Genomic DNA, 15,563 nt, shown 5'->3' on the forward strand with positions numbered 1-15,563 from the left:
CTCCTCAGTATAGCCGGGAAATGTTGCCGATGTCAACGTGAATGGGAAATAAGGGTTGACAATCACTGTAAAAAAAGAAGAGATCCGCGAATGCGGACCTCTTCGTAAAAAGCAACGTGGGGAAGAATCAGCGCTGGATACGGCCGGAACCGTCGCCACCGGCGAGCTTCTCAACCTCAGCCACGGTGACCATGTTGTAGTCGCCCTCGATGGAGTGCTTCAGGGCAGAAGCAGCCACGGCGAACTCCACGGCATCCTGGGTGCTCTTGCCGGACAGCAGAGCATAGATCAGGCCGCCGCCGAAGCTGTCACCGCCGCCGACGCGGTCGATGATGTGCAGGTCGTACTTCTTGCTGAAGCAGTACTCGTTGGAAGCAACGTCGTAGAGCATGGCGCTCCAGCCGTTGTCGAAGGCAGAGTGGCTCTCACGCAGGGTGATGGCAACCTTCTCGAAGCCGAACTTGTCGGCCAGCTGCTTGGCAACGCTCTTGTAGCCTTCGCGGTTGATCTCGCCAGCGTAGATGTCGGTGGCTTCAGCCTCGATGCCGAAGACGTCCTTGGCATCCTCCTCGTTGGAGATGCAGACGTCCACGTACTGGCACAGGTCGGTCATGGCAGCGCGGGCCCGCTCACGGGTCCACAGCTTGCCGCGGTAGTTCAGGTCGCAGCTGATCTTGACGCCATGAGCCTTGGCAGCCTTGCAGGCTTCGCGGCAGATGTCCACAACATTGGGGCCCAGGGCCGGGGTGATGCCGGTGAAGTGGAACCAGTCCACGCCCTCGAAGATGGAATCCCAGTCGAAATCGGCCGTGGTGGCTTCCTGAATGGCGGAGTGAGCACGGTCGTAGATGCAGACAGAACCACGCTGAGAAGCGCCCTTCTCGTTGTAGTAGATGCCCACACGGTCACCACCGCGGGTGATCTTGGAGGTGTCGACGCCGTAGCGGCGCAGGCTGTTGACAGCGGCCTGACCGATGGCATGGGCGGGCAGCTTGGTCACGTAGACAGCGTCGGCGCCATAGTTGGCCAGGGAGACGGCCACGTTGGCCTCACCGCCGCCGAAGGTGAATTCCAGGTGATCAGCCTGAACGAAACGCTCGTAGTTGTACGGCTGCAGACGGACCATCAGTTCGCCAAAAGTAACGACTTTCATGAAGAGACTCCTTTATTGTATATTTATTGTATATTGTTTTCAAAACGAGGTGGAAAAGCTCAGCGCTGGACCAGGTGCAGGGCGAAGCCGGCGATCTCATCCGCAAAATAGATAGCGGTGGTCTTGCCGTCCTTGACCTTCTTGCTGTCCATGTCGAACTTGATGCCGCGCTGGCCCAGGTGGAAGATGGCGCGGTCAACATTGTTGGTCAGGATCGCGATATGGCCATGGGTGCCGCGGCCCGGCTGCTTCATGATCTCGAATTCCTTCTTGCCCACGAAGATGCTGCTGTTGCCCGGCTTGACGGCCATGCTCAGCAGATTGCCGATGGTCTCAGCGGTCTTGGCGGCCTCGGCGTCGTCGGCGCAGTTGATGCCGATGTGGCCCAGCTCCAGGCCCAGCATGGTGTCAACGGCCTCACGGCACATGGCGGTGATCTCATCCCAGGCGCCGGCCTTGATCTTGTCGCTCTTGCACATCCAGGTGCCGCCCACAGCAAAGATCGGGTCGTAGGCCAGGTACTCGTTGACGTTCTTGGCGTTGATGCCGCCGGTGCACATCCACTTGCAGGTCTTGAGGGCGCCGCCGATGTTCTTGAGCATCGCCACGCCGCCGTTAGCCTCGGCCGGGAAGAACTTGATGGCCTCGCAGCCCAAGTTCATGGCCTGCTGCATCTCACCGGCGCTGCAGGTACCGGGCATCATCAGGCCGCCCTTGTCGAAGACGTGCTTGGTGACGTTGGGGTCAAAGCCCGGCGAGACGATGAAAGAAGCGCCCGCAGCCATGGCACGGTCCGCCTGATCGGTGGTCAGAACGGTGCCGGCGCCCAGCAGCATGTCGGGCAGTTCCTCGTGGATCTTCTTGATGCACTCTTCGGCGCAGGCCGTGCGGAAGGTGACCTCCGCAGCGGGCAGGCCGCCGGCAATCAGGGCCTTGCACAGGGGCAGGGCCTCGTCCACGCTGTTGAAGGCAATGACCGGGATAATGCCGATCTCATACACACGCTGTACAACAGGATTCATAGCAATTCTCCTTCACTGGTTCGGTGCGCGGTGCCGCCGGAGGGCCCGGCGCATACCTGCGTACTGGTTTAGTATCATTATATCCAGCGGTGCCGCGGCCGTCAATCGGGCCAAATATACAGTGATAGGCAAATATTTTTTGTCACAAAAGCCCGGGATTCCGCAATCCGGCATAAGGACTTGCAAATTCCGGCGATCCTTGTTATAATCGTTCCGTATTGCGGAACGATGGCGCGCGGCAGCCGCCAACGACGAAAATGTGAATATTTTGTTAAATTTTGGGGAGAGGGCGATCTTATGGCGGAAAAGAACGGCGTGCAGAGTGTGGAGCGGATCTTTGCACTGATCGAGCTGCTGGCAGCCCACCCGGCGGGGGCCAGCCTGCAGAGTCTGGCCCAGGGAACGGACCTGGCCAAGAGTACGGTCCACCGGCTGCTGGCCAGTCTGGTGGGGTTGGGGTACGTTTCCCAGGAGGAGACCACCGGGCGGTATCGCCTGACGCTGAAGATGTTCGAACTTTCCAGCGGCATCGTCAATAGTATGGCCATTATGGGGGTGGCTAAAGCACATCTGGAACGTCTGGCTCAGCGCACCGGCGAGGCAGTGCATCTGGTCATCCGGGACGGGCAGGACATCGTCTACATTTATAAAACAGAGAACGGTCCCATGCGGATGTCCAGCCGGGTGGGACTGCGCAGCCCGCTATACTGCACGGGGGTGGGCAAGGCCATTCTGGCCACGCTGCCCGCCGAGGAGGTGGCAGATGTATGGGCGCACAGCCGGCCCCGCAAGCTGACGGAACGTACGGTGGCGGATCTGCCCCATCTGCAGGAACAGCTCCAGGAGGTGCGTGCCAACGGCTACGCGGTGGATGACGAGGAGAACGAGCTGGGGGTGCGCTGCGTGGCGGTGGCCATTCCAGGACCGGATGGCCGGGCGGACAGCGCCTTCTCCATCAGCGGCCTGACCCCCTATATGACCCCGGAACGCATCCGGCGGATTGCGGCCATGGCGCTGGACTCCCGCACCGATATTCTGGCGGACTTGGGCATTGCGATGCGCAGCGCAGAAAATCACGAATAACAAAAAGGAGCTTCCCGGGAGGGAAGCCCTTTTTCTCTTTAGGCAGGATAGAAGTTGGACAGGATGGAGAGCATGGTATCCAGGCTGCGCTCATTGAATTCCAGAATCAGGATGTCGCAGCCGGGCTGTTCGGCGACAATGGGGTCAAAGGTATCGATATGCTCGCGCCAGCAGCCGGCAAACCGGCTTTCCAGATAGGGCATATAGTATTCGCTGAAGGAATCGCCGATGACCCGCACCACCCGGTCATCCTTCTCAAACAGGGTGTCGTAGCCGGGTACCTCGTAGGAGGACTCAGGGGGCAGTACAGCATAGAGCGCCGCCACGTTGGCCATATCGCCGGTGGTGGTGCCGCTGGCCTGGACGGGGTACTCTTCCGGGGCCAGGGTGGACATGCCCAGCGCTTCAAAAATACCGTCCAGCCCGATGAGGGCGCCCACCGCATTCCAGTGGGTATCGGTTTTGTAGTAGAGCAGCCGGTCGGGGTGGAGCTTTGCCTGGCTGCGCAGGGTGTTATACCGCCAGACCACCGGCACCGTGGTGTGGGACTGCAGGTAGGCAGCCATCCGGTCGGTGCGGTTCTCCTCGTTGACGATGGGGTAGCCGTCGGGCATATATTCCCGGTAGATGCGGTCCTTGCTGGGGGTCAGATCCAGCACCAGGGTGCAGCCGTTTTCGGCCAGGTCGTCGCTCAGGATCTGCAACGCCGCGCTGGCGTGGGCCAGGGTCTCCTCGCTGTCCTCCTGGCTGGTCAAACCCTGGTAGTTGGCCACCGGCTGAGCCGCTGTGGGGCCGTCCTTGTAGAACAGCCAGCCGTCCTTGCCCGGCAGTACCTGATCGCTTTGGCTGCTGCCGAAGAGCTTGTAGTCCAGCCCCGCATTCAGCAGGACAAACTGGTAGCGGAAGGGGGAGTTGTCCACAAAGAAATTGTCCAGGTTTTTGCTCAGTTCCCGCAGAGGACTTTGCAGGACCTGGGGCAGACCGGTCATCAGCCGGTTTTCATGGCTGTCCATAGACAGCTGCTTGGAAAAGATGTTGAACACGGCAAAGGAGAGCCCCAGTACCGCGCAGAAGATCACAATAAAAATGGTTTGCGCTGTTTTTTTCATGGGTGAACACTCCTCAGAACTGGAAATAGATAAAAGCGCTGTAGGTGCCGGCGGTCACCCGCATGAGGCTGAAAAAGAAGAGCACCAGCAGCCCCGCCATCATGGGAAGGCCCGGTGTTTCGCGGGAATACAGGGCTTCCTTCAGCCGCGGGAAAAGGGCCTGCAGCGGACCGCAAAGGATCACGGCTGCCGCCAGCAGGAGCAGCAACTTGGTGTCTGTAAAGGCCGCCAGCGTATAGCCGGGGGCACCGCTCTGCCAGTGGAAGATACCGCTTAAAGCGCCCAACCCCTGGCCCAGGCCCGGCGCACCGAAGATGATGAGGGTCAGCCAAAGCACAACCACGGTGTAGAGATGCTGTACCGCACCGGGCAGCTTTTCCAGCAGGCGGCGCAAGCCCAGGCGTTCCAGGCAGAGCAGCAAGCCGTGGAGCAGGCCAAAGACCACATACTGCCAGGCGGCGCCGTGCCACAGACCGGTCAGAAGAAAAACGATGACCAGATTGCGGCAGGTACACAGGGTGCTGCAGTGGCTGCCGCCCAGGGGAAAGTAGAGGTAATCCCGGAACCAGCTGGACAGGGAAATATGCCACCGGCGCCAGTATTCGCCCACGCTTTTGGCAAGGTAGGGGTAGTCAAAGTTTTCCGGCAGGTCCAGCCCGAAGAAGCAGCCGATACCGATGGCCATATCGCTGTAGCCGGAAAAGTCAAAATACAGCTGCAGCATGTAGGCCACATACCCCAGCACCAGCATGGGGGCAGGGACGGTGTCGGCGGGCACAGAGGTCACCCGCTGGTAGATCAGGGCAATCTGATCGGCGATGAGAGCCTTTTTGGAAAGCCCGAAGATGAAGCGCTTGATGCCGTAGCAGAAGCGGTCGGCGGTGACGCGGCGGGGCTCCGCCCGGGGGTCCAGCATAGGGGCCTGCTGGCCGTAGCGGACGATGGGGCCGGAGGGACCATGGCCGAAGAAAGCGAGAAACACAAAAAAACGAAGAGGACTGCGCGCGGGCTGCACATGCCCGGCGGCTACGTCAATGCAGTAACCGATGGCGGTGAAGATATAAAAGCTGATGCCCAGGGGCAGGGCGGGGGAGAGTACCGGCAGCAGGCCGGGAAAGAGGGCGTTGACGCTCTCGGCGGCAAAACCGGCATATTTGAAGACCGCCAGCACACCCAGATCCGCCAGGATCAGCAGGGTGAGCAGCACCTTTTTGGCAGGAATCCGCTTGAGGGCCAGACCTCCCAGCCAGTTGAGGGCCGCCAGACCCACCAGCAGGGCGGCACCCCGCAGGCCGGACCAGGCGAAGAACACCAGGCTGAACAGACAGAGCACGGCATTGCGTGCAAAGCGGGGCAAAAGGTAATAGACTGCCAGCGTCAGCGGCAGAAATACAAAGAGAAACTGTACCGAGGAAAATGCCATACAGGGACCTGCATCTTTCATAAAAATTTTACATCTGTTTCCATTATACGGCGTCGCAGCGGATTCGGCAAGGCAGGATTCGACAGAAACAGGCATTTTTTTCGCGGAAGGTACCCCGTGGCCCATCGCGGCGGCCATAGACAAGGCACAGAAAAGCGACTATAATAATACTATCTGTACAATAGAGGAGGCCCGCGATGGAAAACCTGATTTTCGGTGCCTTTGCCACACTGGACGGCTACCGCGAAGGGGAGGGACAAAACCGTGGCAGAGTAGCATATGATCGCTGTACGGTAGTGGCTTTGTGCAGCGCCAAAGTACAGAACCCCAACTGTACGGTGGCGCTGGTGACCAATGCGCCGTTGCCCGAGCCCTATCTGGGGCAGCTGACGGCGGCGGGGGTGGAAGTCTGGGACTGCCCGTACGAAACCTACCGTGTCCCGGCGGATACCAACTGGGCGCTGGCCTACTATAAGCTCTGCGCCATGGAGTGGGTGCTGGCCCATCGGGATTTCGCCCGGGCGGCCATGTTGGACCTGGACACCTACACCCAATACCCGTTGGACGATCTCTGGCGGGAGGCCGATGAGGCCGTGCTGCTGTATCAGACGCCCCACGCGGCCAGCCAGGGGATGGCACAGGCCATTTCCCGGATTTATGATGAAGTCTGCCCCGAAGGAGCACCTCATGTTTTGACCCACTTCGGTGGTGAACTGGTGGCGGGCAGCAAGGCACGGTTACAAGTATTTCTGCAGCGGTGCTGTGACTATTTTGCTGAGCTGCAGGCGGCAGACATCACCCCCAGAGAAGGGGACGAAGCTATCTGGTGCGGTGCGGCCTACCGGAGTCTGTTGGCCGGGGAGCCGGTGCGGGCGGCCAACGCCTATATTTTTCGATACTGGCTGGGCTGGCATTTTTATTTTGTCTGCACAAATTATATTTTGGATCCCGTTTGTGTTTTACATTTGCCCGGCGCTGCCAAGGAACGACAGCTTAAATTGATTTATAATCAGTATGTAAAAACGGGAAACTTTCCGTCAATGGAGAAGATACGTAAAATTTGCTGTTTGCCTGCTGCACGTCCCCCATTTTTAAAAACCTTATGGGTATGGATTCTGGTTAAACTGAGCTAAATCGTGGTAAAAAGGAGAACCTATGTCCCGACGCACCCCCAAAGACCTGACCCAACGGCTGGAAACCGTCATCAAGACCCTGATCCCCCAGCGCGGCCAGAGCGCCGACGAGCTGGGGCCCATGATGCGTGCCATCAAGGCGGTGCACAGCGTTACCGACAATACCTCCACCTCCCCGGAGGACCTGGAACACCAACGGGCGGCCCAGGAGCTGTTCGGAAGACTGGTGGCGCCGTCCCTGGGCATCCGCAACGACGGCCTGACGGTGGGAGAGGTGCCCGCCGAGTGGGTCAGCCTGGAACACGGCCATGACCGGCGCCATGCGGTGCTCTACTGCCATGGCGGCGGCTATACCTGCGGTCAGCTGGGGTATGCCCGGATCCTTGCCAGCAAGCTGGCGCTCTGTACGGGGTTTGATGTGCTCTCCTTTGAGTACCGTCTGGCGCCCGAACACCGCTACCCGGCGGCGCTGCAGGACGCACTGGCCATGTGGGATTATATGATGTATATGGGCTACGGAGCCCGGGATGTCATCGTGGCGGGGGATTCCGCCGGCGGCAACCTGGCGCTGGAGCTCTGCCTCAAACTCAAGGCCCAGGGGCGGGCCCAGCCCCGGGGGCTGCTTCTGTTCAGCCCCTGGACCGACATGACGGCCGGCGGCAAGAGCTACCGCACCTGTAAGGATCTGGATCCCATGCTGACCCTGGAATATGTGGAAGCGGTGCGGGCCGCCTATGCCGGACCCAATGCCGAATGGGCGGATCCGCGCTACAGCCCGCTTTTTGCCGACCTGCGCGGCATGCCGCCCGCTTTGATCCAGGTGGGAACCAATGAAATTCTGCGTTCCGACAGCGAACGGTTGGCCGAAGCCCTGCAAAAGGCCGGCGGATACGCCAAACTGGAAGTGTACGAGGAGTGCTGGCATGTATTCCAGCAGATGCCCATTCACCGCGCCGAGGTGGCGATGGAGGCTGCCGGGCGGTTCGTACAGCGGCTGATGTGACCGCTGTACGCCCAGAAAACGAGGAGTCCTATGTCCCAAGCATGGTACAAAGTTGATAATGTGGCCAAGGTGTTTCTGGCCACCACCACCCGCCGCGATCCGCGGGTCTTCCGGATTTCCTGCACCCTGACGGAAGAGGTAGACCCGGATACCCTCAACGAGGCATTGCAACGCACGGCCCAGGAATGGCCGCAGTTTCAGGTCACGCTGCACCGCGGTCTGTTCTGGCACTATTTTGAATCCACCGACCAGCTGCCGGTGGCCAAGCTGGAAAACAAGGAACCCTGTGCACCGCTCTATGTGCCGGAGCGCCGCAACCAGCTCATCTACCGGGTGAGCTACTTTGGCGCGCGGATCAACCTGGAGATGTTCCACGCCATGACCGACGGCAATGGCGGTTTTCTGTTTCTGAAATCCCTGGTGCGCAACTATCTGGTGCTGCGCCATCCCGGTACGCTGGAGAATGTGCCCACCCCCAACGGGGCCTCGGAGGCGGATCTGGCCCAGGACAGCTTCAAGAATTTCTATGAGGGGACCCGCCGCGCCAGTCCGGCCAAGCTGCCCAAGGCCTACCATCTGCGGGGAGCACGGCTGCCCTACGATCAGCTCCAGTATTTCGAGGGGCATCTCAGCGCCAAAGAGGTACTGTCCCGGGCCCGCACGCTGGGTGTGTCGCTGACGAGCTATCTCGGGGCCTCCCTGATGCTGGCCGTTTATGGGGAGATGGCCGCGATGGACCGCCGCAAACCCATTTCCATCAGCCTGCCTGTGAATCTGCGCAACTACTATCCCAGCGAGACGGCGCGCAATTTCTTCAATTCGGTGTATGTGAGCCATACCCTGACAGACGGCGACACGCTGGCTACGGTGGCGCCGGTATTTGACGCCAAACTCAAGGAGATCCTGCATCCCGAGAACATCAAAGCCCAGATGGATGAATACGAAAAACTGGAGCATATGCCGGGCATCCGCCCGGTGCCGCTGTTCATCAAGAACATGGCGGTGCGCTTTTTCACCCGGTTGGAGGACAAGCATGTCACGGCGGTGCTCTCCAACATGGGGCGGGTGGATGTGGCCGAAGAACTGCGGCCCTTTATCCGGCAATTCGCAGCGTTCTCCAGCTGTGAAGGGCTGTTTACCTGCGTCTGCTCCTATGGAGATGACCTGGTGCTGGGGACGGCCTCGGCGCTGCGCAGCACCAACGTGCTGCGGCGATTCTACCGGGGGCTGGCCGCCGACGGCCTGCATGTGACGCTCTATGCAACGGAGGTGGAAAAGTGAAGACCTGTCCGCACTGTCATATCGAGATCGGCGGCAATGCCACCTACTGCCCGCTTTGCCAGAACCGCTTGTCCGGCCCCGATGAGGCCCCCTGGTGGCCCAAGATCACGCCCCAGGTGCGCCGGTTCAGTCTGCTGTTCAAGATCGTTGCCTTTGTGCTGCTGGCCGCCACGATGGTGGTTATGGCCATCGACTTTCTGCTGGTGCCGGAACCGCACCACCACGAAAGCCTGCTGATGCTGGTCTGGGTGGTGGCGGCGCTGCTGGTACTGCGGGGGCTGCTGCGCCGCCGCTACAACGGGCCGCGGCAGGTGTTCTCGCTGCTGTTGCTGGTGTCGGCGCTGCTCATCTTCACCGACTGGTACAACGGCTATACCGGGTACAGCCTGGATATAGTCATCCCAATTCTCTGCAGCGTCACGCTGGTGTGCAATTTTATCTTTGCCTTCTGGCGCAGTCATTTCACCCAGAATGCGCTGGTGTATATGATCCTGAACATCGGTGTGGGCATCCTGCCCTATCTGCTGCTGCTCTTCCGGGTGGGGACGGGGCGTATCGATGCCCACAGCATCCCCTGGGTCATCTGCCTGATCATCAGCGCCGTGACCTGCCTGGGCCTGATCATCTTCCAGGGGCGCAACCTGCGCAGCGAACTGGAAAAACGCCTGCATATGTAAAAAAACCTGTGCCTTGTCAGGCACAGGGATTTTTTTATCGCTTGTCGAAGGCTTCCCGTCGTTTGGTGGACAGGCGGAACATCTCCTCCAGCCCTTCCCGGTCATCCTCCACCAGCTTCTTGCGCATATCCAGCAGCGCATTGGTGAACATGTCAATCTCCGAGATCAGGTTGTCCTTGTTCCACAGGAACAACTCTGCCCACATTTTGTCGTTGATCCGGGCGATCCGGGTCAGATCCCGGAAGGAATCGCCGGTGTAGCAGGCCAGCTCCGAGTTGTCCGAAGCGCACATCAGACTCACGGCGATGGCGTGGCAGAGCTGGCTCACATAGCCGATCATGTGATCGTGCTCGGCGGGGGTCAGCTCACTGATGCGCTTGAAGCCCAGGGTTTCGGCCAGGTCGCGGCACCAGTCGATACCGGCCTGGGTATTGCGAACCGTGGGGGTGATGATGAAGTTGGCAGGGGCAAAATCCACCTCGGCACTGTGGGTGATGCCGCTGGTCTCCCGCCCGGCCATGGGATGGCTGGCGATGAACTCCACACCCTGGGGCAGCATCTCCTGGATCGGTTCCACCACGCCGCGCTTCACGCCGGACACGTCGGTCACCAGGGCGCCGGGCTGCAAGAGATCTCCGTAGGAACGGATCCAGTCCAGCAGCACGGTGGGGTAGAGGCCGAAGATCACGCAGTCGGCCTCTTGCACCAGATCGGCGAAATCCGCGGTCTTTCCGGCACAGATATACTCGTGGCGCAGGGCATAGTCCAGCGTGGACTGGCTGTGGGTGATGCCGGTCACGCGGTAGCCTTTCTGGCTGAGCACCTGGGCGTATTTGCCGCCCAGCAGGCCCAGCCCCACGATCAGATAGGTTTTGCTTTTGTCCAACATAGTACTCACGCCCAAACTTTAGTCAAATTCCACTTTGGCCCCCAGGGAGCGCAGGGTATCCCAGAAAGCGGGCCAGCTTTTGTTTACCGCCTCGGCGCCGGAGATCAGTGCCGGCAGGCCGGAGCCGCAGGCAGCCACGGCCAGTGCCATGACGATGCGATGATCGTTGTGGCCGGACAGAGGTGCGTTGGGGGCGTGCAGCGCCACACCGGTGATGTGCACCTCGTCGCCGTCCACCTCAATGCGGGCCCCCATCTTTTTCAGCTCGGTCTGCATGGCCTCGATGCGGTCGGATTCCTTCAGCCGCAGCCGCCCCGCATTGTGGATGACGGTCTCGCCGCTGCAGAAACAACCCAGCGTAAAGAGCACCGGTCCCAGGTCAGGACAGTCAGCCAGGTCGATCTCGGTGGCGCGCAGCAGGCTGCGGGAGAACTTGTATCCGCCCTCCACGGCCTTGAACTTGCCGCCGCAGCGCTGCAAAATCTCCAGAATGACCTTGTCGCCCTGCTGGCTGGCCGGGTTGAGTCCGGTCACCGAAATGCCGCCGATCACGCAGCCCAGCACAGCCAGGAACGCGGCCTGGCTGTAGTCGCCCTCCACGGCAAAGTCGCTGGCGATGTAGCGCTGGGGCGCCGGAATGCGGTAGAGCACGCTGCCGTTCTTCCGCGCCCGGGAGGCCACCTTGATGCCGAACTGCTGCATGGCCGCGATGGTCAGATCCACGTAGGAACGGCTCTCATAGGGGGCCAATACCTCAATGGTGCTCTCCGACTCCATCAGCGGGGTGGCAAACAGCAGGCCGCTGATGAACTGGCTGGATACATCCCCCGGCAGGGTGAAACCACCGGGCCGCAGCCGCCCGAAAATCGTGATGCCGTCGTGGGCCTGCTCAAACCGCAGCCCCTGGCGGTCAAACAGCATCTGGTAGACTGCCTGGGGCCGGTCAAACAGACGCCCGTTGCCGGTAAAACGGACTTTTTGGGCAGTCAGGCTGAACAGCGGGATCATGAACCGCAGAGTGGAGCCGCTCTCGTTGCAGAAGACCGGCCGCGTCACCGTGACAAAGCCGCTGGCGTTGCCCCGCCCGGTGATGGTCAGGGAATCCGGCTCCTCCTGGATCTTGGCGCCCAGCTGGGCGGCTGCTCCCAGGGTGGCCCGGATGTCCTGGCTGTATTCGATGTTGGTAATGTGGCTCACGCCGTCGGCCAGCGCCGCGCAGAGCACCGCCCTATGGGCTGCGCTTTTACTGGGCGGCACGGTGGCCGAACCGCTCAGGCGGCTGACGTACAGACGGGCATCCACGCTCACATCTCCCGGCCGATGGCCGCGGCCACCTTGCGGCACATGGCGATGGTTTCGGCAAATTTGTCGGGTTTCAGGCACTGGGCACCGTCGCTCCAGGCGCACTGTGGATTGTCATGTACCTCGATCTCCAGACCGTCGGCACCGGCCGCCACGGCGGCGATGGCCATGCTCTCCACATACTTGTAGTCACCAGTGGCATGGCTGGGATCCACGATGATGGGCAGATGGGTTTTCTCCTTCACCACCGGCACCGCCGACAGATCCAGCGTGTTGCGGGTGGCGCGCTCGAAGGTGCGGATGCCGCGCTCGCAGAGGATGACGTTCTCGTTGCCGCCGGCCATGATGTACTCGGCGGACATGATCCACTCCTCGATGGTATTGGCCAGGCCGCGCTTGAGCAGCACCGGTTTGTGCATCTTGCCCACGGCCTTCAGCAGCTGGAAGTTCTGCATGTTGCGTGCGCCGATCTGCACCACATCCACGTACTCCTCGAACTCGTCAATGTGGGCCTCGTCCATCAGCTCGCTGACGATGGGCAGACCGGTGGCTTCCCGGGCCTTGACCAGGTCCAGAATGCCTTCGGTGCCCAGACCCTGGAAGGAGTACGGGCTGGTGCGGGGCTTGTAGGCGCCGCCGCGCAGGAAGTTGGCACCGCCCGCCTTGACGAGCTTGGCCATCTTGATCATATGCTCCTCGCCTTCCACGCTGCAGGGACCGGCCATGACGGCGATAGGAGATTGGCCGCCAATCTTGGTGCCGTTGACGTCAATGATGGTGTCCTCGGGATGGAACAGGCGGTTGGCCCGCTTGTAGGGGGCCGAAACACGGGTGACGTTCTCGACCCAGGGATTGGCCAGCACGTCCTTTTCGGCGATCTTGGTGGTATCGCCCACCAGACCAAAGACGTTATAGTCGGTGCCGCGGATCAGCGTGACCGAAAGTCCCTGCTTCTCAAAACTGTCAATAATGCGGTCCAGTTCCGCCTGCGGCGTACCCTTTTTGGTGGAAATAATCATGAAGGAAACCTCTTTCTCACAAATTTATACAACATCACAGTGCAATATCCGATTCAAACAACCGTACGGCAGCCTCGACGGTGTTCGTCAGCGGGCCGGAATTGTCCAGCACCGCGTGGGACGCAGCACGGTAGAGCGGCGTGCGCTCGGCCTGCAGCTGCTTGAGGGCGGCACCGCCTTTGGACAGCGGCCGTCCGCTGGTGGCCAGTTTGCCCAGCGGACGCTGGACCCACAGCACGCAGCCGTTCTGACGCATGGCGTGAACGTTGGCGGGCGTCTTGATGACGCCGCCGCCGCAGGCGATGACCTGCCCGGTGCCTTTGGCGATGTCGGCCAGGATCTCCGCCTCGTAGCGGCGGAAGGCATCCTCTCCCTCATGGGCGAAGATGTCGGGAATGTTGTTGCCGGTACGGCGCTCGATTTCCTCGTCCAGGTCTACTAAGGTCTTGTTCAGCCGTTTGGCCAGGGCGGCGCCCACCGTGGATTTACCGCATCCCGGCATACCGATCAGCGAAATGTTGGCAAGCTGATGCTGCAGCCGGCGGCTGGCGGTGGGAATCACGCTGTCCACGGCGTAGAACCGGCCGGTAAAGTGCTGGGCGGCGTAGACCGCCTGGGCTACCAGCATCTCAAAGCCACCGGCGGTCTTGATGCCGTGTTCCTCGGCCCGTAGCAGCAGTTCGGTGCGGAACGGGTTGTAGATGACGTCCAGCACCGCTTCCAGGGCGGGGAAAGCCGTGGGATCCAGCATGCACTGCCCCACGTTGGGGTACATGCCGCAAGGGGTGGTGTTGATGATGATCTGCACATCCCGCCGGCGCATGGCCTCGTTGTAGGTCAGGGCACCGTATTTTCCGGTACGGCTGGCGGACAGGATCGTTCGGGCACCCTCATCACGGCAGACTGCTTCCACTGTGGAATGGGTGCCGCCGGTGCCGAGGATCAGCACGGTCTTGTCGGCAAAATCCACGCCGTGTACCCGGGCCAGATAGGAAAATCCGGCGTAATCGGTATTGTAACCGTAGAGCTTGCCGTCCCGGTTGACGATGGTGTTGATCGCTCCGATGGATTTGGCCTTGGGGTCGATCACATCGCAGTAGGGGATGACAAGCTGCTTGTAGGGAATCGTCACATTGATGGCGGAAAAAGCGCGCTTCTCCATAAAGGCGCGGGCTTCGGCCTCCGTAGGCAGCGGCATCAGCTCATACTGGTATCCGGCCAGCTGCTCGTGGATGATTTTGGAATAGCTGTGCCCCAGCTTGGCACCAATCAGACCATACAACTTGTGTTCCATAGCGGTTCACATCCTTTCCTCAGAATGAGATTCAGGCAGGCCGTGCTTCTGTGCCAGGGTGCCGTAACGCACCGTCAGAAGATCCAGCAGCCCGAAGGCGGTCAGGGTATTCTGCACCACGGCTGCCCGCGGTACGATGCAGGGATCATGACGGCCCTTGATCTGCAGAGTGGCATCGGTCTGTGCCAGATAATCCACGGTGTGCTGTTCTTTGTAAATGCTGGGGGTGGGCTTGATAACGGTGCGGAAGACCAGCGGCATGCCGTTGGTGATGCCGCCGTTGATACCGCCGTTGCGGTTGGTGGCGGTGACGATCCTGCCCTCCCGCATGGTGAAGGGGTCGTTGGCCTCGCTGCCCCGCATGCTGGCAAACCGGAACCCGGCGCCGAACTCCAGCCCTTTGCAGGCGGGAATGGCAAACATCAGATGAGCCAGTTCGCTTTCCACACTGTCGAACCAGGGCTCGCCGATCCCGGCGGGCAGCCCTGTGACGATGGTCTCCAGAATGCCGCCCACGCTGTCCCGGTCACTGCCGGCCGCCCGGATGGCCTCCTGCATGGCGGCTTCCTTGCCGGGATCCAGCAGCGCAAAATGGCCGGGTTCCGGTTCAGGCATCACCAGCCCGGCGGCGCTGGAAAGCGGTGCATCCTCGATGCCTGCGCAGGCCGCGATGTGGGTGTAGACCCGGATGCCCAGCGACTTCAGCACACTCTCACACAGGGCCCCGGCGGCCACTGCTGCCGCAGTGATCCGGCCGGAAAAATGTCCGCCGCCCCGGGCGTCCTGAAATCCCTCATATTTGGCGTAGGCCGTAAAATCGGCGTGGCCGGGGCGCAGCAGATCGGCGGTTTTGGCATAGTCGCCGCTGCGGGTATTCAGATTGCGGATCATGAGCGTGACCGGCGTGCCGGTGGTATGGCCCTGGTATACGCCGGAGAGAAACTCCACGGCGTCGGCCTCGGTGCGGGCAGTGGAAAGACCGTCGCCGCGGGCGCGGCGGCGGTCCATCGCGGCGGCGATGGCAGCTTCATCCACCGGAAGACCGGCGGCAAGGCCGTCCAGCACCGCCCCCACGGCAGGGCCGTGGCTTTCCCCGAAAATGGTCAGGCTGATCGCGTTGCCAAAGGTGTTTTTCATCAGGAAGGGTCCTTTCCGCGGAGAAATGATCCGCCGCA

General features: G+C 61.0%; 14 protein-coding genes. 5 read left to right on the plus strand and 9 right to left on the minus strand.

The window, feature by feature from the left end:
* Nucleotides 1-127 precede the first annotated feature (127 nt).
* Complete coding sequence (locus tag NQ490_RS11745) at nucleotides 128-1,153, minus strand: sugar kinase (RefSeq protein WP_007045989.1); 1,026 nt, start codon at nucleotides 1,151-1,153, stop codon at nucleotides 128-130.
* A 59-nt stretch (nucleotides 1,154-1,212) separates the two neighbouring features.
* The gene (eda, locus tag NQ490_RS11750) at nucleotides 1,213-2,175 is read right to left on the minus strand and encodes a bifunctional 4-hydroxy-2-oxoglutarate aldolase/2-dehydro-3-deoxy-phosphogluconate aldolase (RefSeq protein ID WP_007045990.1); all 963 of its coding nucleotides are present in this window, start codon (nucleotides 2,173-2,175) and stop codon (nucleotides 1,213-1,215) included.
* 297 nt (nucleotides 2,176-2,472) lie between these two features.
* Here eda and NQ490_RS11755 point away from each other — a divergent pair, with 297 nt between their 5' ends.
* Nucleotides 2,473-3,258 (plus strand): IclR family transcriptional regulator, encoded by a 786-nt coding sequence (locus NQ490_RS11755; RefSeq protein ID WP_007045991.1) that lies wholly within the window; start codon nucleotides 2,473-2,475, stop codon nucleotides 3,256-3,258.
* A 38-nt stretch (nucleotides 3,259-3,296) separates the two neighbouring features.
* Here NQ490_RS11755 and NQ490_RS11760 read toward each other — a convergent pair whose 3' ends face one another.
* Together NQ490_RS11760 and NQ490_RS11765 are read right to left on the minus strand one after the other, a co-directional pair.
* A complete protein-coding gene (locus NQ490_RS11760; RefSeq protein WP_007045992.1) occupies nucleotides 3,297-4,367 on the minus strand; it encodes an alginate O-acetyltransferase AlgX-related protein in 1,071 nt (356 codons plus the stop codon).
* Between the two features lie 13 nt (nucleotides 4,368-4,380).
* Nucleotides 4,381-5,790 carry an MBOAT family O-acyltransferase gene (locus tag NQ490_RS11765; RefSeq protein ID WP_007045993.1) on the minus strand — a complete coding sequence of 470 codons (1,410 nt, stop codon included), beginning with the start codon at nucleotides 5,788-5,790 and terminating at the stop codon, nucleotides 4,381-4,383.
* Nucleotides 5,791-5,987: 197 nt separating this feature from the next.
* Between NQ490_RS11765 and NQ490_RS11770 the strand changes: the two genes are divergently transcribed.
* The 4 genes from NQ490_RS11770 to NQ490_RS11785 are packed head-to-tail and all read left to right on the plus strand — an operon-like array spanning nucleotide 5,988 to nucleotide 9,884.
* Complete coding sequence (locus NQ490_RS11770) at nucleotides 5,988-6,923, plus strand: hypothetical protein (protein ID WP_007045994.1); 936 nt, start codon at nucleotides 5,988-5,990, stop codon at nucleotides 6,921-6,923.
* A gap of 22 nt (nucleotides 6,924-6,945) precedes the next feature.
* Entirely contained in the window at nucleotides 6,946-7,926 is a 981-nt protein-coding gene (locus NQ490_RS11775; RefSeq protein ID WP_007045995.1) for an alpha/beta hydrolase, read from the plus strand.
* A 30-nt stretch (nucleotides 7,927-7,956) separates the two neighbouring features.
* Nucleotides 7,957-9,207: a hypothetical protein gene (locus NQ490_RS11780; protein WP_007045996.1), complete on the plus strand. Its 1,251-nt coding sequence runs from the start codon at nucleotides 7,957-7,959 to the stop codon at nucleotides 9,205-9,207.
* Complete coding sequence (locus tag NQ490_RS11785) at nucleotides 9,204-9,884, plus strand: DUF6320 domain-containing protein (protein ID WP_007045997.1); 681 nt, start codon at nucleotides 9,204-9,206, stop codon at nucleotides 9,882-9,884. Before NQ490_RS11780 ends, NQ490_RS11785 begins: the two co-directional genes overlap by 4 nt.
* 34 nt (nucleotides 9,885-9,918) lie before the next feature.
* Here the strand turns inward: NQ490_RS11785 and NQ490_RS11790 are convergent, their stop codons facing one another.
* From NQ490_RS11790 to aroC, 5 genes are read right to left on the minus strand one after another with little or no spacing between them, the layout of a single operon-like run.
* Entirely contained in the window at nucleotides 9,919-10,773 is an 855-nt protein-coding gene (locus tag NQ490_RS11790) for a prephenate dehydrogenase (protein WP_007045998.1), read from the minus strand.
* A gap of 18 nt (nucleotides 10,774-10,791) precedes the next feature.
* Nucleotides 10,792-12,081, minus strand: a complete 1,290-nt coding sequence (aroA, locus tag NQ490_RS11795; RefSeq protein WP_007045999.1) for a 3-phosphoshikimate 1-carboxyvinyltransferase — start codon at nucleotides 12,079-12,081, stop codon at nucleotides 10,792-10,794.
* Nucleotides 12,078-13,094 carry a 3-deoxy-7-phosphoheptulonate synthase gene (aroF, locus tag NQ490_RS11800; protein ID WP_007046000.1) on the minus strand — a complete coding sequence of 339 codons (1,017 nt, stop codon included), beginning with the start codon at nucleotides 13,092-13,094 and terminating at the stop codon, nucleotides 12,078-12,080. Before aroF ends, aroA begins: the two co-directional genes overlap by 4 nt.
* Before the next feature lie 34 nt (nucleotides 13,095-13,128).
* Nucleotides 13,129-14,388 (minus strand): shikimate kinase, encoded by a 1,260-nt coding sequence (locus NQ490_RS11805; protein WP_007046001.1) that lies wholly within the window; start codon nucleotides 14,386-14,388, stop codon nucleotides 13,129-13,131.
* A 6-nt stretch (nucleotides 14,389-14,394) separates the two neighbouring features.
* Complete coding sequence (aroC, locus tag NQ490_RS11810; RefSeq protein ID WP_259951325.1) at nucleotides 14,395-15,525, minus strand: chorismate synthase; 1,131 nt, start codon at nucleotides 15,523-15,525, stop codon at nucleotides 14,395-14,397.
* Nucleotides 15,526-15,563: the final 38 nt, after the last annotated feature.

The organism is Subdoligranulum variabile (assembly GCF_025152575.1).
In the GTDB taxonomy this organism is placed as follows: Bacteria; Bacillota; Clostridia; order Oscillospirales; family Ruminococcaceae; genus Gemmiger; species Gemmiger variabilis.